This window comes from Mesorhizobium sp. M4B.F.Ca.ET.143.01.1.1 (genome assembly GCF_004792275.1).
In the GTDB taxonomy this organism is placed as follows: Bacteria; Pseudomonadota; Alphaproteobacteria; order Rhizobiales; family Rhizobiaceae; genus Mesorhizobium; species Mesorhizobium abyssinicae.
In genome coordinates, this window is the sequence record NZ_SRSR01000001.1 from 233,392 (window position 1) to 258,328 (window position 24,937).

Annotated in this window: 25 protein-coding genes; 17 read left to right on the top strand and 8 right to left on the bottom strand. The window is 64.2% G+C overall.

The window, feature by feature from the left end; all coding sequences use genetic code 11:
- Positions 1-68: 68 nt before the first annotated feature.
- A complete protein-coding gene (locus EN786_RS01100) occupies positions 69-1,007 on the bottom strand; it encodes a diacylglycerol kinase family protein (protein ID WP_127309709.1) in 939 nt (312 codons plus the stop codon).
- A gap of 800 nt (positions 1,008-1,807) precedes the next feature.
- Here EN786_RS01100 and EN786_RS01105 point away from each other — a divergent pair.
- The 4 genes from EN786_RS01105 to EN786_RS01120 all read left to right on the top strand — a co-directional run bounded on the left by EN786_RS01105 (position 1,808) and on the right by EN786_RS01120 (position 4,475).
- Positions 1,808-2,923 carry a hypothetical protein gene (locus tag EN786_RS01105; protein ID WP_127309708.1) on the top strand — a complete coding sequence of 372 codons (1,116 nt, stop codon included), beginning with the start codon at positions 1,808-1,810 and terminating at the stop codon, positions 2,921-2,923.
- Between the two features lie 121 nt (positions 2,924-3,044).
- Positions 3,045-3,557, top strand: a complete 513-nt coding sequence (locus EN786_RS01110; RefSeq protein ID WP_127309707.1) for a hypothetical protein — start codon at positions 3,045-3,047, stop codon at positions 3,555-3,557.
- Positions 3,558-3,679: 122 nt separating this feature from the next.
- Positions 3,680-3,937 carry a SemiSWEET transporter gene (locus EN786_RS01115; protein WP_127309706.1) on the top strand — a complete coding sequence of 86 codons (258 nt, stop codon included), beginning with the start codon at positions 3,680-3,682 and terminating at the stop codon, positions 3,935-3,937.
- Between the two features lie 55 nt (positions 3,938-3,992).
- Positions 3,993-4,475, top strand: coding sequence for a DUF2314 domain-containing protein (locus EN786_RS01120; RefSeq protein ID WP_127309705.1), 483 nt, complete (start codon positions 3,993-3,995; stop codon positions 4,473-4,475).
- A gap of 108 nt (positions 4,476-4,583) precedes the next feature.
- Here EN786_RS01120 and EN786_RS01125 read toward each other — a convergent pair whose 3' ends face one another.
- Positions 4,584-5,555, bottom strand: a complete 972-nt coding sequence (locus EN786_RS01125) for a DUF3137 domain-containing protein (protein ID WP_135907989.1) — start codon at positions 5,553-5,555, stop codon at positions 4,584-4,586.
- Between the two features lie 61 nt (positions 5,556-5,616).
- Complete coding sequence (locus EN786_RS01130) at positions 5,617-6,663, bottom strand: CapA family protein (RefSeq protein ID WP_135907918.1); 1,047 nt, start codon at positions 6,661-6,663, stop codon at positions 5,617-5,619.
- Positions 6,664-6,779: 116 nt separating this feature from the next.
- Between EN786_RS01130 and EN786_RS01135 the strand changes: the two genes are divergently transcribed.
- The 7 genes from EN786_RS01135 to EN786_RS01165 all read left to right on the top strand — a co-directional run bounded on the left by EN786_RS01135 (position 6,780) and on the right by EN786_RS01165 (position 15,160).
- Complete coding sequence (locus tag EN786_RS01135) at positions 6,780-8,030, top strand: hypothetical protein (RefSeq protein WP_127284489.1); 1,251 nt, start codon at positions 6,780-6,782, stop codon at positions 8,028-8,030.
- A 112-nt stretch (positions 8,031-8,142) separates the two neighbouring features.
- On the top strand, positions 8,143-11,289 hold the full coding sequence (uvrB, locus tag EN786_RS01140; protein ID WP_135907921.1) for an excinuclease ABC subunit UvrB: 3,147 nt from the start codon (positions 8,143-8,145) through the stop codon (positions 11,287-11,289).
- A gap of 609 nt (positions 11,290-11,898) precedes the next feature.
- Positions 11,899-12,144, top strand: coding sequence for a hypothetical protein (locus tag EN786_RS01145; protein ID WP_189524269.1), 246 nt, complete (start codon positions 11,899-11,901; stop codon positions 12,142-12,144).
- Positions 12,145-12,422: 278 nt separating this feature from the next.
- Complete coding sequence (locus tag EN786_RS01150) at positions 12,423-13,949, top strand: ABC-F family ATP-binding cassette domain-containing protein (RefSeq protein ID WP_127309561.1); 1,527 nt, start codon at positions 12,423-12,425, stop codon at positions 13,947-13,949.
- 106 nt (positions 13,950-14,055) lie between these two features.
- A complete protein-coding gene (locus tag EN786_RS01155) occupies positions 14,056-14,244 on the top strand; it encodes a hypothetical protein (RefSeq protein ID WP_127286562.1) in 189 nt (62 codons plus the stop codon).
- 123 nt (positions 14,245-14,367) lie between these two features.
- A complete protein-coding gene (locus EN786_RS01160; protein WP_127286563.1) occupies positions 14,368-14,796 on the top strand; it encodes a glyoxalase/bleomycin resistance/extradiol dioxygenase family protein in 429 nt (142 codons plus the stop codon).
- Positions 14,797-14,806: 10 nt separating this feature from the next.
- Positions 14,807-15,160 (top strand): DUF1428 family protein, encoded by a 354-nt coding sequence (locus tag EN786_RS01165; protein ID WP_127286564.1) that lies wholly within the window; start codon positions 14,807-14,809, stop codon positions 15,158-15,160.
- Positions 15,161-15,305: 145 nt separating this feature from the next.
- Here the strand turns inward: EN786_RS01165 and EN786_RS01170 are convergent, their stop codons facing one another.
- Together EN786_RS01170 and EN786_RS01175 are read right to left on the bottom strand one after the other, a co-directional pair.
- Positions 15,306-16,940: a sulfotransferase gene (locus EN786_RS01170; protein ID WP_127309562.1), complete on the bottom strand. Its 1,635-nt coding sequence runs from the start codon at positions 16,938-16,940 to the stop codon at positions 15,306-15,308.
- 239 nt (positions 16,941-17,179) lie between these two features.
- Positions 17,180-17,590 carry a Kazal-type serine protease inhibitor gene (locus EN786_RS01175; RefSeq protein ID WP_127286566.1) on the bottom strand — a complete coding sequence of 137 codons (411 nt, stop codon included), beginning with the start codon at positions 17,588-17,590 and terminating at the stop codon, positions 17,180-17,182.
- 512 nt (positions 17,591-18,102) lie between these two features.
- Between EN786_RS01175 and EN786_RS01180 the strand changes: the two genes are divergently transcribed.
- The 3 genes from EN786_RS01180 to EN786_RS01190 all read left to right on the top strand — a co-directional run bounded on the left by EN786_RS01180 (position 18,103) and on the right by EN786_RS01190 (position 19,501).
- A complete protein-coding gene (locus EN786_RS01180) occupies positions 18,103-18,315 on the top strand; it encodes a cold-shock protein (RefSeq protein WP_006202520.1) in 213 nt (70 codons plus the stop codon).
- Between the two features lie 350 nt (positions 18,316-18,665).
- A complete protein-coding gene (locus EN786_RS01185) occupies positions 18,666-18,878 on the top strand; it encodes a cold-shock protein (RefSeq protein WP_006202521.1) in 213 nt (70 codons plus the stop codon).
- A gap of 194 nt (positions 18,879-19,072) precedes the next feature.
- Complete coding sequence (locus tag EN786_RS01190; RefSeq protein ID WP_127286567.1) at positions 19,073-19,501, top strand: BA14K family protein; 429 nt, start codon at positions 19,073-19,075, stop codon at positions 19,499-19,501.
- A gap of 221 nt (positions 19,502-19,722) precedes the next feature.
- Here the strand turns inward: EN786_RS01190 and EN786_RS01195 are convergent, their stop codons facing one another.
- The 3 genes from EN786_RS01195 to EN786_RS01205 form a co-directional block, all read right to left on the bottom strand.
- The gene (locus EN786_RS01195; protein ID WP_127309563.1) at positions 19,723-20,364 is read right to left on the bottom strand and encodes an MBL fold metallo-hydrolase; all 642 of its coding nucleotides are present in this window, start codon (positions 20,362-20,364) and stop codon (positions 19,723-19,725) included.
- A 134-nt stretch (positions 20,365-20,498) separates the two neighbouring features.
- Complete coding sequence (locus EN786_RS01200; protein WP_127285890.1) at positions 20,499-20,816, bottom strand: hypothetical protein; 318 nt, start codon at positions 20,814-20,816, stop codon at positions 20,499-20,501.
- A 147-nt stretch (positions 20,817-20,963) separates the two neighbouring features.
- Positions 20,964-21,857: a branched-chain amino acid aminotransferase gene (locus EN786_RS01205; protein WP_127309564.1), complete on the bottom strand. Its 894-nt coding sequence runs from the start codon at positions 21,855-21,857 to the stop codon at positions 20,964-20,966.
- A 244-nt stretch (positions 21,858-22,101) separates the two neighbouring features.
- Between EN786_RS01205 and EN786_RS01210 the strand changes: the two genes are divergently transcribed.
- The 3 genes from EN786_RS01210 to EN786_RS01220 are packed head-to-tail and all read left to right on the top strand — an operon-like array spanning position 22,102 to position 24,807.
- Positions 22,102-22,635 (top strand): MarR family transcriptional regulator, encoded by a 534-nt coding sequence (locus EN786_RS01210; RefSeq protein WP_127285888.1) that lies wholly within the window; start codon positions 22,102-22,104, stop codon positions 22,633-22,635.
- Positions 22,622-23,341 (top strand): response regulator transcription factor, encoded by a 720-nt coding sequence (locus tag EN786_RS01215; protein ID WP_126058697.1) that lies wholly within the window; start codon positions 22,622-22,624, stop codon positions 23,339-23,341. The genes EN786_RS01210 and EN786_RS01215 overlap by 14 nt, the downstream gene beginning before the upstream one ends.
- A gap of 50 nt (positions 23,342-23,391) precedes the next feature.
- On the top strand, positions 23,392-24,807 hold the full coding sequence (locus EN786_RS01220) for an ATP-binding protein (RefSeq protein WP_127285887.1): 1,416 nt from the start codon (positions 23,392-23,394) through the stop codon (positions 24,805-24,807).
- The last annotated feature ends 130 nt before the right edge of the window (positions 24,808-24,937 follow it).

Here is a 24,937-nt window from a genome sequence, read left to right on the forward strand (position 1 = left end):
TCAGCGAATTGGGTGGCTCGCCGGAATCAGACCGGCAACCGCCTGAATCAATTCCTCAACGTCTTGATTCAGTATCTGAGCGTCAGCGCGTTGGGCAGGATCTCGAACGTCGCCGGAATCCGGCCCGGCGACTCGCCGTCTATGTCGACCAGCGCGCCGTTCTTTTCCACATCGCCGAGCGGTTCGACAACCACTTTCTTGCCGCGCAGGATGGTGATCGCCGGATGGTTGCGGTGCCGTCCGCCATAGAGCAGCCAGATGTCGAGGATCAGCCTCAGCTTGCTCGCCGCGCGCAGGATGACGATGTCGAAGGCGCCGTCGCCGAGTTCCGCGTCGGGCGCGATCATCATGCCGCCGCCGAAGAACTTTCCGTTGGCGACCGCCACCAGCGCCATCCGCGCTTCGACCGGCGCGCCGTCGTCGACGGTGATCCTGACGTCCTGGAAGCGGTAGCGCATGAACTCCAGAACCGTGCGCCAGAAGAACAGCGCCTTGGCCGAGACCTTGCCCTTGCGCTTGTCGGCGTTGACCGCGCGGTCCGTCGCCCCCGAGAGGCCCAGGCTGGCGATGTTGATGAAGTGGCGGCTGGCCAGCGCGCCATGATCGTCGATGTAGCAGATGCGCCCTGCATCGACCTTGCGCGGCTTGGCTTCGGCGATGTGCTTCAGCGTGGCATCGATGTCGCGCGGCAGGCCGAGCCCGCGAGCAAAGTCGATGCCGGTGCCGCAAGGCAAGAGGCCGAGCTCGCATATCCGGCCGGTTTCATCGAACGCCTGCAGCAGTCCGTCCGCCGTTTCGCTCGCCGTGCCGTCGCCGCCCGCCGCAATGACCAGATCGAAGCCGCTGGCGGCGAGGTCGAGCGCCAGCCTTTCGGCGTCGCCTTCGGCCTGTGTCTCGCGCAGCTCGAAATCGCCGAAATGCTTCTTCAGCGAAGCGCTGACCTCCGGCCAGTGCCGTTTCAGCCGGCCGCCGCCCGCAATCGGATTGAGAACAACCCCGACCTTCAAGCAACCTCCCCTGAAGGAATCACAGGAGCGCTTGCGCCTGGAATCCTTTGTCGGCATTGAAGCCCGCGCCGCCTCGCGGGGCAAGCGCCGAATGTCCGGCAATGCCGGATCAGGCGCAACCCGGCCGCGTTTCGCGCCTCTTTCGTCGGCTTCCCGAAAAATTCCTGCGCCGCCTTGGCTTGGTCCCCGATAATCCCGCTATCCACAGGCTGGGGGCAGTTCCCCAAAACCCTTACCCGGCGTACGTTGAACCCATCTCAGGCGGCTACCGATCGCCCAGCCGAAAGGCAAAGCGGAAAGGCGGATTTCCTGAGGCCCGTACGGTCCAGAACGAGAGCAGGCTCGCCTGTTGGAGGGACGGATGTCGGCGGGGCCGCGGAAAGCGTGCGAACGCCAACGGCGGACCGATGCTGCCATGAAGGCCGGTGAAAACCTTCGATGGCACGCTGGGCGAAGCCCGCAAGGGTGGAGACCGGCGGGGTCTGGAACGGGCGCTGCCCTCGGGTGGCGACTGGCAGGACCGTCAAAATCAAGGCCGGCTTGGCGCGACATCTTTCGGGAGTTGCTGCCGCGACCGTGTCCTGATCTGACAGGGAGGCGCTGGGAGAAATCCCAGCGCCGACTGTTTTTTGGGCTTTCCCTTTCGCAACGGGCGCCGGAATCGGCTAACGTTCCATGTCGATTGAAGGGGACGCTTCATGACGCTGTTCTGGAGGCCTGCCATCGCCCATGCCACAGGACGGCCGAGGTTCGCGCGGGCAAGGCGCGGCCACGACCCCTTCGCCATGGCCTGAACGGCCATGATCCTGCTCCGCTGGCTGAGACGCATCGTCAAGACGATCCTCTGGCTGGCGGTCATCGTCGTGCTCATCCCGGTGGCCGGGCTGGGCTACGGTTTCCTGACCACGCCCTCGCTCACGCCCTTGGAGGGTGTCGCCGACGGCGCCCCGCCAAACCCGCTCGCGAAAAAGGTCCGCGCCGAAATCCCCGGCTACCAGCAGCCGCGGCAAGCGACCTATCTCGCCTATCCGCACTGGGCGGTCGTCTACGCGGCCCGCGACTATGCCGGCTTCGTCGCCAAGGACCAGCCGAGCGGCTTTCCCTACTGGTCCTATGTCGGTCGCTTCTGGCAGGACTACGCGACGATGATCCGCGCCAGTTCGGGGAGCGAATTCAACGTCGCCGATCACCGCACGCAGGTCGTCATCGGCATCGGCCAGACCGTCGAACTGGCACTGCAATGGGCCTATGAAAACACCGTTGGCCGCATTACCGAGGCGATCGCCGGCAGGCGCACAGCGACTGATAGCTACCAGGCCAGGATGGCGAATGAATACGCCGGCTTCCTCGCCCGGGCGCCGTGGTACCAGTTCCCCTATGCCGAAAAGCGCGCCGGACTGTTCGGCGTCCAGCCGGCGCCGGGCGATGGCGCCGTGCGCAGCGGCGAGCGCAAGCTCGCCTTCGGCCTCGCCGACACCGTCAAGCAGGTCTATGCCGGGTTCGTCAGCGCTACATTGGCCCCGGCCTCCGATCCGGCCGGCATCCATGTCTGGGCCAAGGGGCCGGTCGGCGAGGCGACGCGCGACGAGCCGGACACTTTGCTCGAGCGTGATTTCGGCTCCGATGGCACGGTCTTCGTCACCGGAGATGGTCAACTGAGCGAAATGGTCCCGCGCCTGATCGAGAAGGGCATGTCCTTCGTCGAGATCGGCGGCAATGACGAGATCATGCTCACCGTGCTTTCGCCAGCCGAGGTCGCCATGCCTGAAGGGACGCGTGCCCTGTTCAGCTATCCGCTCCCGGCCGATCCGGACACGCGCCGCACCGGCCTGACCGTCGCCGTGCGCAAGCTGCATGTGGCGCTGCCGGCGCTGATCAAAGCCGGTGCCAGGCTCGAGCACGTGTACGACGGTTGAGGCTTTTCAGTCACAGCCGGAGCCCCGGAAACATTCCGTCACGCACAAATCACAATCGTGGCCAAATCCCGCCTTGTTCCCCGGCGACTGGTCATTTGGGAACGAATCCGAGGACAAGACCGTGATCAAGACCGCCCTTGTCGCCATGACCATCGTCGGCTGCGACTGCGACGCCAAGCTTTGCGAGTATATCGGCGAAACGCCTGCCAAGTGGGCGACGATCGCCGATTGCGAAGCGGCGATGAAAAGCCAGATGCTGCACGAGCGCAACTTCAACTATCCGCTGGTTTCAGGCATCTGCCGCGCCAAGGGCTCGGCGTCTTCCTCCGAGCTCGCCGCGATAGCCTCGAAGCCCGACCTGGCGCCCAGGCAGGCCACGGTCGATCCGCTGCCGCCCGAGCTCAGCCACCGCCCCAGCGTCCCCGTCGGCTCGCCGGCCACGGTGGCGGAAACCGAAGCCGCGAAGCCGGTCGCCTATGAAGCGGCGGTCAATGGCGGCAGCGCGGTGCTCTACCGCACCAAGGCCGGCTACGCCGTGGTCAAGACCGATCTCAGCCGCGCCGCGTCCGCGACGGTCGGCATGGCCAAGCGGTCGGCGGGCTGGCTGGCCGGGATCGTGCCGAGCGGACTTTAAGCAACAAAGCGGGGCGACCCGCTTTGTTTGATTGGTCCAGCGGCGCTGCCCGCTTCCCAGGACTCGGTCGATCTGCCATAGGACGCACCGCACATCAGGTGCTTGCTCGAAAGTTCCCGCCCTTGCATCCCGCAATCGAAATCATCGGCGCGTTTGCCGCCCTCATCACCACGCTTGGCTGGATTCCGCAGGTCGCCAAGGTCGCGCGCGAACGCCGCGCCGGCGACATCTCGCTGTTCGCCACCGGCGCCATCGCCACCGGCGTCTTCCTGTGGACGCTTTACGGCCTGCTGATAGGCTCCTGGCCGGTCATCCTCGCCAATGGCGTCACCTTCCTGTTCGTGATCGCCATCCTCGGCATGAAGCTGCGCTTCGGTTGAAAACCGGCACTTGATGCACGATGATGCCGGCCTTCCGGGGTGGAGGGGTCGTTGCATGAAGGTCTTAGCCCGCACGGTGCTGTCCCTGATGCTGGCGCTTGCGCCCGCGCATGTTCAGGCGCAAGGCGACGACAAGACCGTCACGGTGCGGTCGGACGATCCGGAGATGACGGCGGCGATAGAACAGGCTCGAGCCAGCCTGGATGACTTCCTGGCCTTGTCCGAGGCCCCGCCGCCAGGAACCGACAAATTCAAACTGAAGGTGATGATCGTCGATGGCGATGCGACGGAGCATTTCTGGGTCATCCCCTTCAAGCGCACCGCCTCCGGCTTTGCCGGCATTTTGGCCAACGAGCCCGAGATCGTCCAAAATGTCGTCTACGGCCAGTATATCGAATTCTCCCGCGACGACATTTCCGACTGGGGTTACATCAGGGACGGCCATCAGGTCGGCAGCTACACCGTCTGCGTGATGCTGAAGAAGATGTCCGAGCAGGATGCGGATGATTTGCGCAGCAATTACGGCTTCGACTGCTGAGAGCCAATGCATGTCGCGCAAAAGTGTGCAGCGGTTTTGCGAAAACGACATGCATAAAAACAAAGACCTAAAGCGCGTCGCCTGGATCCGTTTCCAGCACGACGCGCTTTAGCCGGCCGCGTCGTCCGCGGCGCCGATCTTGCGCACCAGCGCCGCCGTCGCCAGCATCGCGCCGAGATCGGCGATCATCGGCGCGATATGGGTCTGGTAGTCGATCGGCACGGAGATGTCCGGCAGCTCGAAGAAATTCTTGCTGCGCGGCATGAGCAGGAAGCCGTCGCTGCCGTTGAGCGCGATGCGGGCCTGGTCATATGGCCATGTCTCGCCGAGCCAGGTCAGCGCGCTGGCCAGGCGTCCGGTGACCAGCGGCCTCGCCGCGTCGACATTGTCGGTGCGGAACTCGTAGCTGGCGTCGAGTTCCGGCACGCCGCAGGCCAGTTCCTGCAGCTTGCTGGAGAACATGCCGCGGAAGAAGCCGACCACCTTGCCGGCCTTGCGCGCCGCAACCAGCATGCCTGGGAACGGCTCGATGGTCTCGAAGGCGACGATGACGCCCTTGAAGACCGTCTGCTGGCTCTTGCCGGAGCCCTCCGTCAGCTTCGCCTCGAAGAGCTCGAAAGGGAAATTCTCGTAGCGGCCCGATATGATGTCGTCGAAGCTCTGCCGGTTGAACGCCCCGATCGTCTCCCGCGGCAGCCGGTCGAAGGAATTCGGCCGCACGCCGTGCTGGTAGCGCACATCGCGGACGAAGCCGAAGATCATCGGCAGAACCGTATCGCGGAACGATTGCTGCAGCCTGGTCGCCGGTCTCACCGCCTGGAAATAAAGCAGCACCGCCGCCCCGAAGCCGCCGACATAGAGGAAGACGTGCGGGGTCGAGAACCATTGCTCGTTGGGATCGGCGGCCGCGTTGAACAGCCAGGCGACAAGCGCCACGAACACCAGCACCAGGCAGACGAACAGCGGCACCCGCCAGCGGACCTGCCGGTAGGTTGAAGCCCGCTTCGCCTCATAGGCTTCGATGTCTTTCCTGATGCCGGCGATCACCGCCTCGCTCGGCATGAAATCCGCCGCTTCCATCGCCACCCCCGCCGCAGCTGTGCCTCGTGCGGCCATGATAGCGGCTTTTGCGCAAAAGTCGTCAGGCCTCGGCCGGCTCGCCGAAGATCGCGTTGAGCCGGCCCTCGACCTTGCCGCGCAGTCGGCCCTTGAGCGCTTCGACAGGGACCAGCCGCTCATGGCCGCCGAGGCGCTGCCGCATGAAGGGATGCAGCCGGTAGGCCGCTATGGCGCCGCGCATGCCGAGGTCGGCGCCGACATCGACGACGAGGATGGAGCCGATGCGGCCCGGCCATGGCTGGCGGGCAAAGGCCGTGCCGAGAAAATCGCCGAGCCCGTAGGCGACAAGCGTCTTGCCGATCCGCTCCATCGGCTGCACGACATGGGCATGATGCCCGGCGATCAGCCCGACGCCCTGCCCGGCCAGTTGCTCGGCCAGCGACCGTGTCTCCGGTCTTGGAAAGTGCCGGAACTCCCAGCCCCAATGCGGCACGGCGCAGACGAGGTCGACGTCCCTGGCCGCGTCGCGCGGCCCCGGATCGCTTCGCATCGACACGCGGCTCGCGAACGGCGCGGCGTCGGCATTGCGCCACTGCGTGAAGGCGAAGAGGCCTATGGTCAGCGGTCCGACCGCGAACCGCTCGATCGGCGCCTTCGCGGCAGTGCCGATGCTGCGGACACCAAGCCGCTTCAGCGTCCGGACGGTCTCCTCGAAACCCGCGACGCCCTGGTCGAGCATGTGGTTGTTGGCCAACGACAGGACGAGTTTCTCGCGCGCAATGCCGACCGCCGCCAGGGCGTCGGCAAGGAAGCGCTCCGTCATCGCATGATGCGTGCCGAGCCTTGTGCCCATCACGGCGCTTGGCCGCTCGACGACGGGACTTTCGCAATTGCCGACCACCAGGTCGGCGGAGGCGAGCAGCGCCGCGAGGGCCGGATCGCACTCCGGCGCACTGCGGTTGGCGACCGCCGAGATGTCGCCGAGGAAGGCCAGCCGCACCTTCCGCGCCGGCGGCGGCTCGATCAGCGTCGCGGCCGGCGGCGCAAAGCCTCGCGCCTCGCCGCCGAGCGACGGCCGCAGGAAGCGCGGCAGCCAGGACAGTTTGTAGGAGAGCGGATAGTTCGACACGCAATGCCCATTCGTTTGCCCTGTGTAGACCGTCTGCCCGGCAGGAGGAAGCAGCAGACGAAGCGCCGCAAATCTGTGTATTCTCGCCGATGGAAGACCCGACGGGAGGATCCGAAATGACCCGATTGCCGAGCCTTGTCGCATCTGCGCTCATTCTGCTCCTGCCGCTTGCTTCTCCTTGCGCGGCTGCCCCCGATCCCGCTTCGCTGTTCGAGGCCAAGACCGTCACCGAGCGCAACAGCGCGCTCGCCGCGCTTGAGGCAGCCGCGCCCAGCGATCCGGCATCGGCATACGCCGCCGGCGCCGGCGAATTCTTCACCGCGCTGGAGATCCTGGCCGGCGGCCTGCATCGCCACGGCTTCGAAAGCCCGCAATCCTTCATGCTGCCCTTGATGCGGTTGCCGGTGCCGGACAACCCCAATCCCGAGCCGCTCACCTATGAGAAATTCCGCGCCATACTGGTCGCCTTCCGCGACCGGCTGCAGAAATCCGCCGCCACGCTGGGCTCCCTGCCGGCCGATGCCGATATTGGCATGGTCATCGATCTCACCCGTCTCGGCATCGACCTCAACGAGGACGGCAATATCGCCCCGGACGAGAGTGCCGCGGCGATCATGGCCGCGCTGTCGCGCAGCGGCGCCCCGGACGGGCCGGCGCCGTCGCTGACCTTCCGCTTCGATCGCGCCGACGGCTACTGGCTGCAGGGCTATGCCGAGTTCCTGATGGCGCAGGCCGACTTCTGGCTGGCGCATGATTTCAAGACCATGTTCGACGGCTCGTTCCACATGCTGTTCCCGCGCGCCAAACTGCCGCTGCAGGACGTGCTGGTGCCGCCGGACGGCGGCATGAGCGGCTCGATCTTCGCTTCCGAATGGCGCTTCGTCGACTTCATCTCGCTGGTGCATCTGGTCAACTGGCCGGTGGTCGAGCCGGAACGCCGGCAGGCCGCGCGCCGCCATCTGCTGGAGATGATCCGGCTGTCGCGCGAGGACTGGAAGGCGATCCGCGCCGAGACCGACAACGACCGCGAATGGCTGCCCGGTCCAAAGCAGAAGGGCCCCAACCCGCTCACCGGCCTCGAAGTCGGCGAGGAACAGGTGACGGCCTGGCTCGCCACGCTCGACATGGCCGAGGACCTGCTCGAAGGCCGCGTGCTGCTGCCGCATTTCCGCATCGCCGGCAAGGGCATCAACATGAAGCGCTTCTTCGACGAACCGAAGACGTTCGACCTGGTGCTGTCGATCACCGGCCCAGCCATCGCGCCCTATTTCGAGAGCGGCAGGATCCTGACCGGCGACGACTTCGACCAGATCCAGCGCGAGTTCGGCGGCGCCGGCTTCCTGACCTTCGCGCTGTGGTTCAATTGAGGCACAGGCCCGCCACCGCTCCTGACAGCCTGCTGTCAGGAGCATCGGTGGCGGGTGCGTGCCCCGTCACTCCGCTCTTTCCATTTCGGGCGAGTCCTCCCATATTCGGGCCATGGCCAAACTCTCCGACAAGAAAACGCCGTCGCAGGCGCAGGACGACCGTGGCGCGCCGAAGCGGCGCAGCCCGCTGACTGAATTCCTCGACGTCGCCGAACCGCTCGAGCCCAAGGGCTTTTCCGAAGCACCACAGGCCGAGTTCTCCGGCGCGCCATTGACCGGCTCGATCGCCGACTGGGCCGGCCAGATCGAGCGCGAGGCGGAGAAGCAGCCTAAGGCGAAAGCACCCAAGAAGATCCCTGAACGCTCGTCCGCGCCCGGGCGCACGGCGCGCGGCACCTCGATGGGCGGCGCGGCGTCGGCCAAGGAGCGTACGGCCGCGGGGCTCAACCCGGTCGCCGGCCTCGACATCAGCTTGGAGGATGCCGAGTCGATTTCGTCCGGCGGCGTCACCGCCACGGTGGCCGCGCTGTCGGCGCTGATCGAGTCCGGCAATCCGCTGCACAAGGACGGCGTGCTGTGGACGCCGCACCGCCCTACCCGCCCAGAAAAGTCGGAAGGCGGCATCGCCATCAAGATGGTGTCGGATTTCGAGCCGGCCGGCGACCAGCCGACGGCGATCAAGGACCTGGTCGAAGGCGTCGATCAGAACGATCGCACCCAGGTGCTGCTCGGCGTTACCGGCTCAGGCAAGACCTTCACCATGGCCAAGGTGATCGAGGAGACGCAGCGCCCTGCCCTGATCCTGGCGCCGAACAAGACGCTGGCCGCGCAGCTCTACGCCGAGTTCAAGAAGTTCTTCCCCGAAAACGCCGTCGAGTATTTCGTCTCCTACTACGACTACTACCAGCCCGAGGCCTATGTGCCCCGGACCGACACCTATATCGAGAAAGAATCCTCGATCAACGAGCAGATCGACCGCATGCGCCACTCGGCGACGCGCTCGCTGCTGGAACGCGACGACGTCATCATCGTCGCTTCGGTCTCCTGCATCTACGGTATCGGCTCGGTCGAGACCTATACGGCGATGACCTTCCAGATGCAGATCGGCGACCGGCTCGACCAGCGCGCTCTGCTCGCCGATCTCGTTGCCCAACAATACAAGCGCCAGGACATCAACTTCGTCCGCGGCTCTTTTCGCGTGCGCGGTGACACGATCGAGATCTTCCCGGCTCACTTGGAAGATCGCGCCTGGCGCATCTCCATGTTCGGCGACGAGATCGAGCAGATCACCGAGTTCGACCCGCTGACCGGGCAGAAGACCGGCGAGCTGAAAAGCGTCAAGATCTACGCCAACTCGCACTACGTGACGCCGCGCCCGACCTTGAATCAGGCCATCAAGTCGATCAAGGAAGAGCTCAAGCACCGCCTGCAAGAGCTTGAAAAGGCTGGCCGTCTGCTGGAGGCGCAGCGGCTGGAGCAGCGCACCCGCTTCGACCTGGAGATGCTGGAGGCGACCGGCTCCTGCGCCGGCATCGAGAACTATTCGCGCTACCTGACCGGCCGCCAGCCGGGCGATCCGCCGCCGACGCTGTTCGAATATGTGCCCGACAATGCGCTGATCTTCATCGACGAAAGCCACGTCACCGTGCCGCAGATCGGCGGCATGTATCGCGGCGACTTCCGCCGCAAGGCGACGCTGGCCGAGTACGGTTTCCGCTTGCCATCCTGCATGGACAACCGGCCGCTGCGCTTCGAGGAATGGGACGCCATGCGTCCTCTGTCTGTCGCAGTTTCGGCGACGCCCGGCGGCTGGGAACTGGAGCAGTCCGGCGGCGTCTTCGCCGAGCAGGTCATCCGCCCGACCGGCCTGATCGACCCGCCGGTCGAGGTGCGTCCGGCCAAGAGCCAGGTCGACGATGTCGTCGGCGAAATCCGCGAGACGACCAGGGCCGGCTACCGCACGCTGGTCACCGTGCTCACCAAGCGCATGGCCGAGGACCTCACCGAATATCTGCATGAGAACGGCATCCGGGTCCGCTACATGCATTCCGACATCGACACGCTGGAGCGCATCGAGATCCTGCGCGATCTGCGCCTCGGCGCCTTCGACGTGCTGGTCGGCATCAACCTGCTGCGCGAGGGCCTCGACATCCCCGAATGCGGCTTCGTCGCCATTCTCGACGCCGACAAGGAAGGTTTTTTGCGCTCCGAAACCTCGCTGATCCAGACCATTGGCCGCGCCGCCCGCAACGTCGACGGCAAGGTCATCCTCTACGCCGACCAGATCACCGGCTCGATGGAACGCGCCATGGCGGAAACCAACCGCCGCCGCGAGAAGCAGATGGAGTGGAACGCCGCCAACGGCATCACGCCTGAATCGGTCAAGTCGCGCATCGCCGACATCCTCGATTCGGTCTACGAGAAGGACCATGTCCGCGCCGACATCTCGCAGTTCACCGACGATGCCGGTGCGATGATGGGCAACAATCTGAAGACCCATCTCGAGGCGCTGGACAAGCAGATGCGCGACGCCGCCGCCAATCTCGATTTCGAGAAGGCCGCCCGCGTCCGCGACGAGATCAAGCGGCTGCGCGAGATGGAGCTTGCCATCTCCGACGACCCGCTGGCACGCGAGGTCGAAAGCCAGAGCCCGGCCTCGGGCCGCGAAAAGGGCAAGCACAACAAGGGCGTGGCGAAACATCGTACGGCCGAGGAACAGGAGCGCTTCCGCAGGCTCGACGAAGCACGTGCCGCCGAAGCGGCTGCCAAGGCTGCCCGGCCCAACCTCTTCCGCAAGCCGCAACTCGACGAAATGGGCGCCGACGGCGCCGTGCCGGTGAAGAAGCCACTGTTCGCCAAACCGTCGATCGACGACATGGGCCCCGGCACCGACATGCCGACGCCCGCGGGTGCCGTGTCGCGCTCGCTGTTCAAGAAGCAGTCGGCGCAGGAGGCGCACGGCTCCGACTTCGGCATCCCCGGCGAGCCCACCAAACCTCTGTTCAAGAAGAACTCGCTCGACGAGATGACAGTGCGGCGGACCGAAAAGCCGGTCGAAGGAAAAGTGCCGGCAAAACCAAAGCCAATCTCCCCCCATGTGGGGGAGATGTCCGGCAGGACAGAGGGGGGCGCGAAGGAACGCGACGATTCCCCTAAACCAATCGTTCGCCAGCGCGCCGGCATCGGCTCCTACGAAGACCCAGGCGATGCCCGCCGCGAGAAGCGCCGGCCGGGCAAGACGGGGCGACCGGGGAAGTAACGGCCCGTCGAAAAACGGAGCCATCTCTATAGAGCATCGGTGATCGATGTAGCCTATAAGGTACCAATATCACCGATTTCGGGAAGACCGTCAGCGAGCACATTCGTTAAGCTGATCTGTCTATTCCACATCGAAATCCACCAAGACGGAGCCATCGTCTGCTATCGCGCATAGACTAATTATTTGCAGGACATATTCTTCTAAAAGAAGAAACTCGTCCTTAGATATCACTGAGTTATTATTAATTTTTGCAAGAATATCTTCCGCAAACGAAGGTGAATCTAATATAAGCGTGATCCATGTGTATCTAAATCGAATATCACCTGTCGAACTTCTACGGATGCTTTCGAATATTGATGTATATTCGTTTTGATTTATTTCCTCGTTCATTTCAGATCCAGCCCATCGAAGTCAACACCGACGAATGGTCGTGTGTGTTGGTACGCACATCTGACCTTCCACGATCCGTAAAGTCTATATCCTTAACCGGGCTCCCATCGGCGTCAAACTCTCACCTCGATGGTCGTTGTTCGCAGACTTCAGGAAGACGAATTCAAAGTCTGTTTCGTCGAGCCTATGCAGGACGTAACCGCCACCGCGGAGGCAGTCGTGGACATATGGCAATATGCCGACGCGTTGGATTTGGATGAAATCGGCCTGCCCTATTTGAACGACGTCCACTATGTCTATCGGGACGCGCTAAGTCGGTTCGATCAGGTTCTGATCGGTACCGGCCGCTTCAACACCCTTCTGGTCATCGTCGTCGATCGCGGCAAAAGCGCGGTGTTCGGCCACTTCTTACTCGACTTGAATAAGGAGTACGGAGTGAGCGGTGGCCATTTGAGGTCCGTCTGACCCGAAGTCTGCCGACCCATTGCCATTGGCCCTCCCCCGGTGTACCCAATCGTCAACTCGAACGTCTTGAAAGGAGGGCTGCGTGTTTATCGATCACCATCGTCAGCGTGGCCCGATTTGCGCCCTGCGAGCTTGCTTGCAGGGCTGACCGGACGGTCCGGGTTTTCCCGTTTCGATTTTTGGTCTGCCCTTCGTGGTGCCGCTAAGCTGATCCGTTGATCAGCCAGCGGACCGTCAAAGTGCATCAGCCGGTTCCCGGCAAGACCAGAGAAATCGTTATGGCCCTGATCAGCCTCAAATCCCTCGGCGTCACCATGAGTGCGCCGCTGTTTTCCAATCTCGACCTCACCATCGCCGCCGGCGACCGGCTCGGCATCGTCGCCGCTAACGGCCGCGGCAAATCCACCCTGCTCAAATGCCTGACCGGCGAGTTGGAAGCCACCAGCGGCGACATCACCCGGTCGCGCGGCCTGCGCGTCGGCCATGTCGAGCAATCAGTCCCCGACGCGCTTCTCGATCGGACCTTCCATCAGGTGGTGGCCGATGCCTTGCCGCCCGACCGGGCCGATAGTGAGCTGTGGCGGGTCGATGTAGTTCTCGACTCCCTCGACGTGCCGGAGCCCATGCGCGAAAGGGCGATGCGCGCTTTGAGCGGCGGCTGGCAGCGGCTGGCGCTGATCGCCCGCGTCTGGGTCACCGATCCGAACGTGCTCCTGCTCGACGAGCCGACGAACCATCTCGACCTGGCGAAAATCGGCCAGCTGGAAAACTGGCTGAACGCGCTGCCGCGCGAGGTGCCGGTGGTGATTGCCAGCCACGACCGCGCCTTCCTCGACGCCACCACCAACCGCACGCTGTTCCTGCGCCCGGAGCAGTCGCCGGCCTTCTCGCTTCCCTATTCGCGGGCGCGCGAGGCGCTCGATGACGTCGATGCCTCGACGGCGCGCAAGTTCGAGCGCGACATGAAGGTCGCCCAGCAACTCCGCCGCCAGGCGGCCAAGCTCAACAATTTTGGCATCAATTCGGGCAGCGACCTGCTGACCGTCAAGACCAAGCACCTCAACCAGCGGGCGGCGAAGCTGGAAGAAGCGGCCCTGCCGGCGCACCGCGAGCGTTCGGCAGGCGCCATCAGGCTCGCCAACAGCGGCACCCACGCCAAGGTCTTGATCACGCTCGACGACGCGGCAGTGGAAACACCTGACGGCACGCTGCTGTTCCGGACCGGAAAGCGTCACATCTGCCAGGGCGACCGCATCGTGCTGCTCGGCCGCAACGGGGTCGGCAAGTCGCGCTTCGTCACCCTGCTCCGCAACTCCGTCGCCGAGCCGGAAAGCGTGCGGAATGTGAAGGTGACGCCGTCGACGGTGCTCGGCTACAGCGATCAGGCTCTGTCGGGCATGAGCGGCGACGACACGCCGCTGGCGATGGTGACGCGCAGATTCGACATTGGCGAACAGCGCGCCCGCTCGCTGCTCGCCGGCGCCGGCGTAGGCATCGACATGCAGGGGCGCCGGATCGGGCTCTTGTCGGGCGGTCAGAAGGCCCGGCTGGTGATGCTGGCGCTCAGGCTCGCCAATCCCAATTTCTACCTGCTCGACGAGCCGACCAACCATCTCGACATCGACGGCCAGGAAGCGCTGGAGGCGGAACTGCTGGCGCATCAGGCGAGCTGCGTTCTCGCCTCGCACGACCGCGCCTTCATCCGCGCCGTCGGCAACCGCTTCTGGCTGATCGAGAAACGCCGGCTGACCGAGGTCGACGACCCCGAGGATTTCTTCCGCGCGGTGGCCGGAACGGGCGGCTGAAGAATCTCCGGTCGAAAAAATCCGGCGATCTGTCGGATCGCCGGGATGCGCCACGTCCTTGGGATGCCGACACGATGATGCCGGCATCAACCAGGGAGAGTTCATCATGTCGGTCCTGTCATCCATCGGTCGCATCGCAACCCGGTACGCGGCGGCGCGCGCCCGCTACCGCAGCGAGCGTATCTTGCTTTCGCTCCCGGCCGAACTGCGCAAGGACATCGGCGTTCCGGAAATCTTCGACGTGCAATACAGCCCTCGTGCCGGCGCTGCGACCTGCTCGGCCAGGGTGATTTGACGGGCGACCAGCCCGGCGCGTGATTCGGCGGTTCTAAAAAAATCCGAGACCTGTGTAGGATCGCGGCTGCCTCGTTCGTCCTGTGGTTCGCAAGGTCAGACCAAACGCAAAGAGGAGCAGAAAATGACCGACCAGACCCCCGTTCAGCCGGCCGCCAAAGTGCTCGGTGGATTGACCCCCTATCTGCAGCTCGACGGCGCCTTCAAGGCCGCCGAATTCTACAAGAAGGCCTTCGGCGCCGAGCAGGTGTTCTTCTATCCGCCGGATGAGCAGGGCCGCACCATGCACATCCATCTCCACATCAACGGCTCGACGCTGATGATCTCCGACTTCTATCCCGAGCACGGCATGTCGCCGGTGAAGCCGCAGGGCTACACGATGCAGCTGCATCTCGGCAGCGACGACATCGAGGCCTGGTGGAAGCGCGCCGTCGACGCCGGCTGCGAGGTCGTCATGCCGCTGCAGGTGATGTTCTGGGGCGACCAGTGGGGCAACATGCGCGATCCGTTCGGTGTCGAATGGGCGATGAACGCGCCTGTCAAGAAGGCATAGGAGAAGCACGATGTCCTATGTCGATGGTTTCGTTCTCGCCGTCCCCAAGGCAAATCTCGACGCCTATAAGAAGATGGCTGGGCAAGCAGGCACCATCTGGATGGAGTACGGCGCGCTTTCCTATGTCGAATGCATCGGCGACGACGTGCCCTATGGCGAGCTCACCTCGTTCCCGCGCGCCGTGCAGGCGAAGGACGACGAGGTCGTCGTCTTTGCTTGGGTTGTCTACGAGTCCCGAAAACGGCGCGACGAAGTGATGGCGAAAATTATGGTCGACGAGCGGCTGAAGGCCGATTGGCCGACAATGCCGTTCGACGGGAAGCGCATGATCTTTGGCGGCTTCCAGACGTTCATCGAGCTTTGAGGAGCTGGGCCCCAAGCTGGGTTGAGATTGAGGTCAGGCCGAGTCGAGAATGGCGGTTCCCGAGAACCGGAGCGGAGCGTACTTAACGTACGTGAGCACCGGAAGCGCAGGGAGCCGCCGTTCGCAGGCCGGCCTCACCTCAATATCAGCCTAGCTTGTCCAGCAGCGGCTTCAGCCTGTCCCCATAACGCTTCCAAAGGTCGACCGAGCCCTGGTACATCGGCTGGCGCACCTGGGCGGCCGAGGCCGTGCGCACCGGACGGTCGGTCTCGTGGAAGGACAGCACCTTGTCGTCCCAGGGCAAGCCGAGATGCGCCATCAGCGCCCGCGTCTGCCCTTCCTGGTCGGCAACGAAATCCTCGTAGCGCACATCGTGAACGACGCCGGGGAGCACATTGCGCCAATGCGCCATGATGTCGGCATAGAGATTGTGGAAGTCGGCGAGCTCACCGAGATCGTAGCCGTAACGGTGGCTGTCGCCGCGGAAATGCACCTTGTAGATCGACAGGCAGGTGGCCGCCGCATCGCGCGCGCAATGGATGATCTTCGCCTGCGGCAGCATCAGATGGATGAAGCCGACCAGCAGGAAGTTGCCGGGCATCTTGTCGGTGACATGGCGGAAGCCCGGATAGCGGGCATGCAGCATATCGAGATAGGCCTCGCCCGCTTCGCCGAAGGCCTTGTCGGGCATGTCGGCGATGCCTTGCGGAAAGCCGCCCTTCATGGTGAGCGGAAACTGCTTGCCGACCGCCGTCTTCAGGATGCTGAGCTCGCCCGCGCCATAGACCTGCGGATGGCTGGCGATGATCTGCTCGACCAGCGTGGTGCCGGAACGCGGCATACCGACGACGAAGATCGGGGTGTCGTCGGCGATCGAACTTGGCTTGTGCTTTTCGTAGAACGCCCTATCGAACGTCGCCTTCATCGCCTCGAATTCATCGCGCGTCCTCGCCGGATCGTAGTCGATGCCGGTGCGGCGGATGGCATTGCCCTCGGCGAAATAGTCGAAGGCGCGGGGATAATCCTTAAGGTCGTCATTGGCCTTGCCGAGGCCGAAGGAAAGCTGCATGCGCGCCAGGCTTCCCTGCGGCGCCTTGGCGTGTTGCGCCTCCATGCCGACGAGTTCGGCGTCGCGCTCGGTCTGGCGCTTGACCTGCGTCAGCAGCAGCCAGGCCCTTGCCATGGCGGGAGCGATCGCCAGCGCCTGCCGGGCGAGATCGGCGGCCTCGTCCAGCTTGCCCTTCTCCATCATGCCGACGCCCAGCCCGTACAGCAGGTCGGCGTCCTTCGGCCGGATCGCCAACGCCTCGCGGAACACCGCGATCGCTTCGTCCAGCCGCCCCGCCTCCTGCAGCGTCTCGGCCAGCCCGATGCGGGCACGCACATGGAACGGATTGCGGCCGATCGTGCCGCGATAGATGTCTTCGGCGCCCTCGAACTGGCCGAGCTGCTTCAGCGCCGAGCCGAGATTGTCGCGCACCGCCAGCTGGTCCGGCCGCAACGTCACCGCCTTGCGGAACCAATCGACCGCAGCCGCGACGCGGCCGAGGTCGCGCAGCACGGTGCCCAGATTGTTGAGGAAATCGGGATTGCCGGGCTGCAGGCGCACCGACTGCTCGATCAGCGCCAGCCCCTCCTCGCCGCGCCCGGTCTGGTGCAGCAGAAGCCCGAGGAAATGCGCGGCCGCGGCATGGTTCGCCTTCTGCGCCAGCACCTGGCGGTAGAGAATCTCCGCCTCTTGCCGGCGGCCGGCCTGATGCAGTTGCAGCGCCTGCTGCACGCGCTGATCGAGCCCCAGCGTCTGCCCGCCAGGGCTGGAACCCGCGCCTCGTCTTGGATCTCTGGTGATGGGAAACCTGCCGTGTTTGTCCGCTTGCCGGACCTAAGCCATGCGGCCGGCAGTTTCAAGACGCAACGGCTTCGCCGGTCGCGGATGGAGATGCCCATCTCCTCGGCAAAAAGGAGATGGGATCTGCCGCCGCAAGGCCCCGCCGCTCGCGACGACAAGGCCTTGCTTGCTCAGCATGGACCGTCACCGATGATGCGATAGTCCGCGGCGCGGGCCTCGCATCCATTCGGGAACGTGCGCAGTTGCCCGCCGCGGCGGGCGCAGACCGGAGCGTATTCGCGGGTGCAGAATGTCGGCTCGTCGCCACCGCCGCCCCCACCGCCGTCGCGGCATGGGCCATCGCGCACGATGCGATACCCGGCCCGATCGGCCAGGCAGGCATTGGCGAAGGTCTGGCGGTCGCCGCCGCGGCGGGCGCAGACCGGCTCATACTCCCTGGTGCAGAATTGCGGTTCCGGCCTTGGCGGCCGCGGGCGCGGTCCAGGACCTTCGTCAACCACCACCGTGCAGGCTGCTAGAAGTGCCGACAGGAACAGGAGGGCAAAGCCCTGTCGCGAGAAAAGCGTCGCAATAAATCTCATGAATACCTCCCGGCGCATGGGTCCGAAGAGCATGCGCAAATCAGAGTGCAATGACCCCCGCTCCGGCGCAAAACGCGCCTGCCGATCCTCGCCATTCCTCCGACAAATGCAACCCCCGTTTGCGGATGAAATGGCGCCGCCGCTGGCGCCGTCCGGCCACCCGCGAGGGGCCGCTGGCCCATGCGTGGCCGGGCTCTGGCCGATGACCGGGGCATGGGGCCGGGTCTATCGAAGCGCTGCGTCGGGGGCGCCCATCGGGCCCACCCGCGGCGCTGTCTTGCAACCATCACGTTTCCGTGCGATAAATTCCGTGTTCGGGCATTTGCGACCCGGAGAGCGGAACGTTTTGGACGACCTTTCCCCGATACTGTGAATCTCTGACGGCCCCGTTTTTCGGCGGGGGGTTTGACCATGCGCCAATGCATGACTGCCGAAGCAACCACCGGGACATGCCCAAGGCGCCAGCGGCGGGCAAACCATATGACTGACACGGGTGAGAGGAGTTTCCCCCAATGGCCCAGACCGGCACCGTAAAGTTTTTCAACGCCACCAAAGGCTTCGGCTTCATCACGCCTGACGGCGGCGCCAAGGATGTGTTCGTCCATATCTCGGCGATCGAGGCTTCGGGCCTGCGCACCCTGGTCGACGGCCAGAAGGTCACCTTCGACGTCGAGCCCGACCGCATGGGCAAGGGTCCGAAGGCGGTCAATCTCCGCGCTGCCTGATCGATCGATCTGAGGCATCGCCCGCGCGGAGGAGCGATGGCGCGCTGCAAGGTCATGAACCGGCTTCCGAGCCGGGCTGAATTCTCGAAGGCGCGACGGTCACCGTCGCGCCTTTTCCATGCCCGGTGGAGGGCTCGCCGAACGGTACCGGGCATTCGGCTAACGGCGTGCACCAAAACGACAATTTGGATCACGGCACGCGAAGCGCGGCGGACGCAAAGCGCTGCCAAAATGCCTGCCGGGCGGGGCAAAAACTTTCTCTTGCCGATAGCGCTAAAATAAAGGACAAATTTCCACTCGGGCATTTGCCGGCCCGAAACTGGACTTTATGGGATCATAAGGAGCTTCCCATGCCGCAGACCGGCACCGTCAAGTTCTTCAATCATGCCAAAGGCTTCGGCTTCATCACGCCGGACGATGGCGCGAAGGATGTCTTCGTCCATATTTCGGCCGTGCAGGCGTCGGGTCTTCCCGGTCTTGAGGATGGGCAGAAAGTGACATTCGACACCGAGCCGGACAAGCGCGGCAAGGGTCCGAAGGCCGTCAACCTGTCGATCGGCTGAGCCGGTTCAGGACAGACCTGGCGGAGACTGATGAGGCGGGTCCGCTCTCGCCGGGTCTATGGTTTTGCGCAAGCAATCGAAATGTCAGGCCGGATTTCGTTCAGCCTCCGTTCAGCCACGGTCTCTTATTAACCTTTGCTAAAGCCGGTCCGCATCCCCCCGAAAGTACACGGGCCGGCGCGAAGGAGACCGAAATGAACCGAATTCTCAAGACCGCCATTCTGTCCACCGGCATCGCCGCGACCATATTGGCCACCTTGCCGGCGGCCAACGCCGATGACTGGCGCTGGCGCCGTCACCATCACAACCACAACGACGCCCTCGCCGCCGGCGTTGTCGGCCTTGCTGCCGGCGCCCTGATCGCCGGCGCGTTGAGCAACCCGCAGCCTCGCTACAACAGCTATTACGAGCCGGGCTACGACGACTATGACTACCGCTATGTGCGGCCGGCTCCGGTTCGCCGCTATTATGCGCAGCCGCGCGTCGTCTATGCCGACCGCTATGCGGAACCGTGGACCCGTGCCTGGTACGAATACTGCTCGGACCGCTATCGCACCTTCAATTCCCGCACCGGTACCTTCACCGGCAATGATGGCGAGCAGCACTTCTGCGTCGCCAACTGAGGCTTCCCTGCCCCAAACAGGAAAGCGCTGACCGCAAGGCCAGCGCTTTTTTGTTTGGGGCTCCTTTAGGCGCTCACCCAGGGGGTGTTGAGATTCAGGTCAGGCCGAGCCGAGAGCGATGGGTTCCGAGAGCCGGAGCGGAGCGTACTCAAAGTACGTGAGCACCGGAAGCGCAGGAACCCACCGCGCGAAGGCTGGCCTCACCTGAATATCGACACACCCTAGGTCAGGAACGGATTGGTGCGGCGCTCCTCGCCGAAGCGGCCGCCGGGGCCGTGGCCGCAGATGAAGCCGATGTCGTCGCCGAGCGGCAGAAGCTTGTTCTTGATCGAAGCAATCAGCGCGGCGTGGTCGCCGCCGGGCAGGTCGGTGCGCCCGACCGAGCCGCGAAACAGCACGTCGCCGACATGGGCGAACTTGGCCGCGCGGTTGAAGTAGACGACGTGGCCCGGCGCATGGCCGGGGCAATGCAGGACCTCGAAGACATGCTCCCCGAACGAGACCGCCTCGCCCTCGGCGAGGAAGCGGTCCGGCACGCAGTTGCGCACCGCGTCGGTGATGCCGAAGCGCTTGGCCTGGTTTTCGAGGTTGGCCAGCAGCGGCCTGTCGGCCTCGTGCGGGCCAATGATATCGACGCCGAGCGCCTCCTTCAGTTCCATCGCGCCTCCGGCATGGTCGATATGGCCATGGGTGATCCAGATAGCACCGGCCCTGATGTCATTGTCCTTCAGCACCGCCAGTACCTTGTCGATATCGCCGCCGGGATCGACGACGACTCCCTGTCTGTCGTCCATGTCGAAGAGGATCGTGCAGTTCTGCTGGAAGGGCGTGACCGGCACGATGCCGGCGTTGAGCTGACCCATGATTGTCCTTTCGCTGCGTCTTCTCCGATGTAGAGACACATGCGAACGGCGTCCACCGGCAGGGACGATCTCGATGAGCCGAAAACAAATGGGCGGCCGAAGCCGCCCATGCGAAAAGCCCGAACCCGGCAGGCCTATTTCTTCATCGCATTCAGGACCGCCCCGATGATGCCGGTCAGGATGGCGCCGCCGCCCGCGCCGCCAACGATGTTTGGAATGTTCAACGCGCTGCCCAATCCGCCTGCCGCCGCGGCAGCCGCCGCCGGATCGATCGTGCCACCGCCGAGCAGGCTGCCGAGGATCGCCGCGCCGCCGACGCCACCGATGGCACCGCCCAGGATTTTGGGAAGCTGACCCAACGCCGCTTGCTTCAGCGCCGCGCCCACTGCCTGACCACCAATGATACCCGTAATCACCTGAACAACGATCGCAACGAGCGTGTTCGTATCCATGTTAACAGTCCCTCCATGACTGCCAGCCTCCTCGGGCCGACGTCATCATGAGACGCTGAATTGGCCGAAAGTCAAATGCACTGGGGCTTAAATAAAAGGGGCGGCCTGAAAACCGCCCCTGTAAGACAAAAAAGTTGTGACTTATCGCTATTCTGCGGCGATCGCATGCTTTGGTTGCACTGCAGCAGAATAGTCATTCATCAGCGACTTGGCGATCTCGCCAACCTCGAATCGGTATGGACCGATCTCCGAAACCGGCGTCACTTCGGCTGCCGTGCCGGTGAGGAAGCACTGCTCGAAGCCCTCGAGTTCTTCCGGCATGATTGCGCGCTCGATCACCTCCAGGCCGCGTTCCTTGGCGAGGCCGATGACGGTGCGACGGGTGATGCCGTCGAGGAAGCAGTCGGGCTTCGGCGTATGGATCTTGCCGTCCTTGACGAAGAAGATGTTGGCGCCGGTCGCCTCGGCGACCTGGCCGCGCCAGTCCAGCATCATGGCGTCGGCATAGCCCTTGGCCTCGGCGGCATGCTTGGACAGCGTGCAGATCATGTAGAGGCCGGCGGCCTTCGACTTCGACGGCGCGGTGCGCGGATCGGGCCGGCGCCATTCGGCGAGGTCGAGGCGAATGCCCTTCAGTTTCTGCGCCGGGTCGAAATAGCTCGGCCACTGCCAGATGGCGATGGCGCAGTTGATGCGGTTGTTCTGCGCCGAAACGCCCATCTGCTCGCTGCCGCGCCAGGCGATCGGGCGCACATAGGCGTCCTGGAAGCCCTGCTTCTTCAACAGCGTGCGGCAGGCGTCGTCGAGTTCGGCGACCGTGTAGGGGATCTTGAAGCCGAGCAGGCGCGCCGATTCATGCAGGCGCTCGGTGTGCTCGGTGAGCTTGAAGATCTGGCCGCCATAGGCGCGCTCGCCCTCGAAGACGGCGCTGGCATAGTGCAGCCCGTGGGTCAGCACATGAATCTTGGCGTCGGCCCACGCGACGAACTCGCCGTTCATCCAGATGAAGCCGTCCAGTTGGTCGAAAGGAACGGATGCCATGGAAACCTCCCGCGGGCGAAAGCCCGCACATCGTTGTATCGTATGTTTCGTGTCGGCCGCGGCACGCGGCCGGGGTCCGAAAGCGTAGGCGGATATCAAATGTATGGCAAACTCAGGAAGTTCCGGAAAAACGGCTCCCCCTTGCCTTTTCGTTCGCAATCCGCCGAAAAGCTTGTCAAAAATTACCATTGCCGGGAAATTACGTCAATAGTACTGACATAATTCCCCTTCGCATGGAGACAAGATGACGGATCAGAGCAACGCCGCCGGCAAACCGATCAGGACGGCGATCACCGACGAGGACGGCATCGACTTCGCCATCATCGAGCTGCTTTTCTTTGCCTATCGCGACTTCACTTCCGATCCGGACCAGATTCTGGCCGACTACGGCTTCGGCCGCGCCCATCACCGTGTCCTGCATTTCGTCAACCGCAGGCCTGGCCTGACCGTCGCCGAATTGCTCGACGTGCTCAAGATCACCAAGCAGAGCCTGGCGCGCGTGCTCAAGCAGCTCATCGACACCGACCATATCGTCCAGTTGCAAGGGCCGCGCGACCGCCGCCAGCGCGAACTTTACCCGACCGCCAAGGGCCGCGCCCTGGCCCTGGCGCTGGCGCGGCCACAGTCACGCCGCATCCATGCTGCATTGGAGGATTCCGGTGCCGCCGACCGCGCCTCGATCGAACGTTTCCTGGAAGCGATGGTCAATCCGGAACTAAGAGCGCAGATCGACATTGTGCCTGCGAAAATATCGGGGAAGAGCCATGGAGACCATTGAGAGGGTTGATCATCCGACAGCGCCGGACGACGACGCGCCGCATCTGCTTGTCGTCGATGACGACACCCGTATCCGCAACCTGCTCAAGCAGTACCTGTCCGAAAACGGCTTCCGCGTCACCGTCGCCGGCAATTCCGGCGAGGCCCGGCGCAAGCTCGCCGGCCTCGATTTCGACCTGCTCGTGCTCGACGTGATGATGCCGGGCGAAACCGGCGTCGACCTCACCAAGGCGTTGAGGGCCGAAAAGAACGTGCCGATCCTGATGCTGACCGCGCTGTCCGAAACCGACAGCCGCATCACCGGATTGGAGGCCGGCGCGGACGACTATCTGCCGAAGCCTTTCGACCCGCGCGAGCTGATCCTGCGCATCAACAACATCCTGCGCCGTGGCGGCCCGGTGGCGACGCCCAAGGTCGAGCAGCTGGTGTTCGGCCCCTACACCTTCCAGATCGCCAGGCGCGAGCTGAAGCGTGGCGGCGAGGCGCTGAAGCTGACCGACCGCGAGCAGGAGATCCTGGCGATCTTTGCCGCGCGCGCCGGCGAGACCATACCGCGCCATGAGCTGGTCGGCGACGAGTCGGATGTCGGCGAGCGCACCATCGATGTCCAGATCAACCGGCTGCGCCGCAAGATCGAGCGCGACCCGTCCAACCCGGTCTGGCTGCAGACGGTGCGCGGTATTGGGTATCGGCTCAGCGTGGAATAGATTATCTGTAAGGCCCTTTGCTGAACGGCCGTTGACGAGCGGAAGGGCGGATGGCGACCACGCAACTGGAAAGGCCGGGAAATGACGGCTTGAGCGATCGCGCGATGCGAGTGCTGAAAGCCATGTCGCGCGCCTGGAACCGGTTCTGGCGCCTGGTCGCGCTATACATGCCGAAGCGGCTCTACGCCCGCTCCCTGATCATCGTCATCGCGCCGATGATCCTGCTGCAGTCGGTCGTCGCCTTCGTCTTCATGGAACGCCACTGGCAGACCGTGACGCAGCGCCTGTCGCAGGCGACCGTGCGCGACATCGCCGCCATCATCGACATGATGGAAACCTATCCGCACGATGCCGACTACGCCAACATCATCCGCATCGCCCAGGATCGCATGCAGCTCAAGGTCGACCTTTTGCCGCCCGATCCGCTGCCGCCGCCCGGACCGAAACCGTTCTTCTCGATCCTCGACGAGATCCTCTCGGCCGAGATCACCCGCCAGATCAACCGGCCGTTCTGGATCGACACCGTCGGCAATTCCAACATCGTCGAGGTCCGCGTCCAGCTCGAGGGCAAGGTGCTGCGCGTCTTCGTGCGCCGCAGCCAGGCCTATGCCTCCAACACCCACATCTTCCTGATCTGGATGGTCGGCACCTCGCTGGTGCTGCTGATGATCGCCATTCCTTTCCTGCGCAACCAGATCCGGCCGATCCTGACGCTTGCCGAGGCCGCCGAGAGCTTCGGCAAAGGACGGCCGATGCCGCGGGATTTCCGCCCGCGCGGCGCCGAGGAGGTTCGCCGCGCCGGCTTTGCCTTCATCCAGATGCGCGAGCGCATCGAACGCCAGATCGAGCAGCGCACCGCCATGCTGACCGGCGTCAGTCATGACCTCAGGACCATCCTCACCCGCTTCAAGCTGCAGCTGGCGCTGGCGCCCGGCAAGGCCGAGACCAAGGCGGCGCTCGACCAGGACATCGACGACATGCAGTCGATGCTCGAGGGCTATCTCGCCTTCGCCCGCGGCGAGGCATCGGAGGACCCCGGCCGTTTCGACCTCGACGCCTATTTCCAGAAACTCGGCGAGGAGGCAGCGCTGCGCAAATGCAAGCTGTCGACCACGCTTGTCGGCGATCCGCACGTGCACGTGCGTCCGAACGCCTTCGCCCGGCTCTTGTCCAACGTCATCGGCAACGCCTTCCGCTATGCGAGGACCGTGGAGATCAACGCCGATCACAGAGGCGGCTCGCTTCAAGTCACCGTCGATGACAACGGGCCTGGCATTCCGCGCGAAAAGCGCGAGGAAGTGTTCAAGCCCTTCCTGCGGCTCGACGAGGCGCGCAACCTCGACGCCAGCGGGACCGGCCTTGGCCTCTCCATCGCCCGCGATATCGCCCGCAGTCATGGCGGCGACATCATGCTGGAAGACAGCCCGCTTGGCGGCCTGCGCGCGGTAATCAAGGTTCCGGCCTAGCCCGGGGTTTCCAAGCAAGAATTGCCGGCTTCATCCGCTCGTCATGAAACCATGGTGAAGAGCGCGCATGAAACGTGTGACTTTAGTTGATTCGGCCCTGCCGCCCCGGTTCGAGCCCGCGCCTTCAAGG

Excerpts from the sequence above, each read along its gene's own strand:
- EN786_RS01105 (WP_127309708.1), top strand. The coding sequence starts at position 1,808 with ATGATCCTGCTCCGCTGGCTGAGACGCATCGTCAAGACGATCCTCTGG.
- EN786_RS01120 (WP_127309705.1), top strand. The coding sequence starts at position 3,993 with ATGAAGGTCTTAGCCCGCACGGTGCTGTCCCTGATGCTGGCGCTTGCG.
- EN786_RS01125 (WP_135907989.1), bottom strand. The coding sequence starts at position 5,555 with ATGGAAGCGGCGGATTTCATGCCGAGCGAGGCGGTGATCGCCGGCATC.
- EN786_RS01135 (WP_127284489.1), top strand. The coding sequence starts at position 6,780 with ATGACCCGATTGCCGAGCCTTGTCGCATCTGCGCTCATTCTGCTCCTG.
- uvrB (WP_135907921.1), top strand. The coding sequence starts at position 8,143 with ATGGCCAAACTCTCCGACAAGAAAACGCCGTCGCAGGCGCAGGACGAC.
- EN786_RS01150 (WP_127309561.1), top strand. The coding sequence starts at position 12,423 with ATGGCCCTGATCAGCCTCAAATCCCTCGGCGTCACCATGAGTGCGCCG.
- EN786_RS01155 (WP_127286562.1), top strand. The coding sequence starts at position 14,056 with ATGTCGGTCCTGTCATCCATCGGTCGCATCGCAACCCGGTACGCGGCG.
- EN786_RS01160 (WP_127286563.1), top strand. The coding sequence starts at position 14,368 with ATGACCGACCAGACCCCCGTTCAGCCGGCCGCCAAAGTGCTCGGTGGA.
- EN786_RS01165 (WP_127286564.1), top strand. The coding sequence starts at position 14,807 with ATGTCCTATGTCGATGGTTTCGTTCTCGCCGTCCCCAAGGCAAATCTC.
- EN786_RS01175 (WP_127286566.1), bottom strand. The coding sequence starts at position 17,590 with ATGAGATTTATTGCGACGCTTTTCTCGCGACAGGGCTTTGCCCTCCTG.
- EN786_RS01180 (WP_006202520.1), top strand. The coding sequence starts at position 18,103 with ATGGCCCAGACCGGCACCGTAAAGTTTTTCAACGCCACCAAAGGCTTC.
- EN786_RS01185 (WP_006202521.1), top strand. The coding sequence starts at position 18,666 with ATGCCGCAGACCGGCACCGTCAAGTTCTTCAATCATGCCAAAGGCTTC.
- EN786_RS01190 (WP_127286567.1), top strand. The coding sequence starts at position 19,073 with ATGAACCGAATTCTCAAGACCGCCATTCTGTCCACCGGCATCGCCGCG.
- EN786_RS01195 (WP_127309563.1), bottom strand. The coding sequence starts at position 20,364 with ATGGGTCAGCTCAACGCCGGCATCGTGCCGGTCACGCCCTTCCAGCAG.
- EN786_RS01200 (WP_127285890.1), bottom strand. The coding sequence starts at position 20,816 with ATGGATACGAACACGCTCGTTGCGATCGTTGTTCAGGTGATTACGGGT.
- EN786_RS01205 (WP_127309564.1), bottom strand. The coding sequence starts at position 21,857 with ATGGCATCCGTTCCTTTCGACCAACTGGACGGCTTCATCTGGATGAAC.
- EN786_RS01210 (WP_127285888.1), top strand. The coding sequence starts at position 22,102 with ATGACGGATCAGAGCAACGCCGCCGGCAAACCGATCAGGACGGCGATC.
- EN786_RS01215 (WP_126058697.1), top strand. The coding sequence starts at position 22,622 with ATGGAGACCATTGAGAGGGTTGATCATCCGACAGCGCCGGACGACGAC.
- EN786_RS01220 (WP_127285887.1), top strand. The coding sequence starts at position 23,392 with ATGGCGACCACGCAACTGGAAAGGCCGGGAAATGACGGCTTGAGCGAT.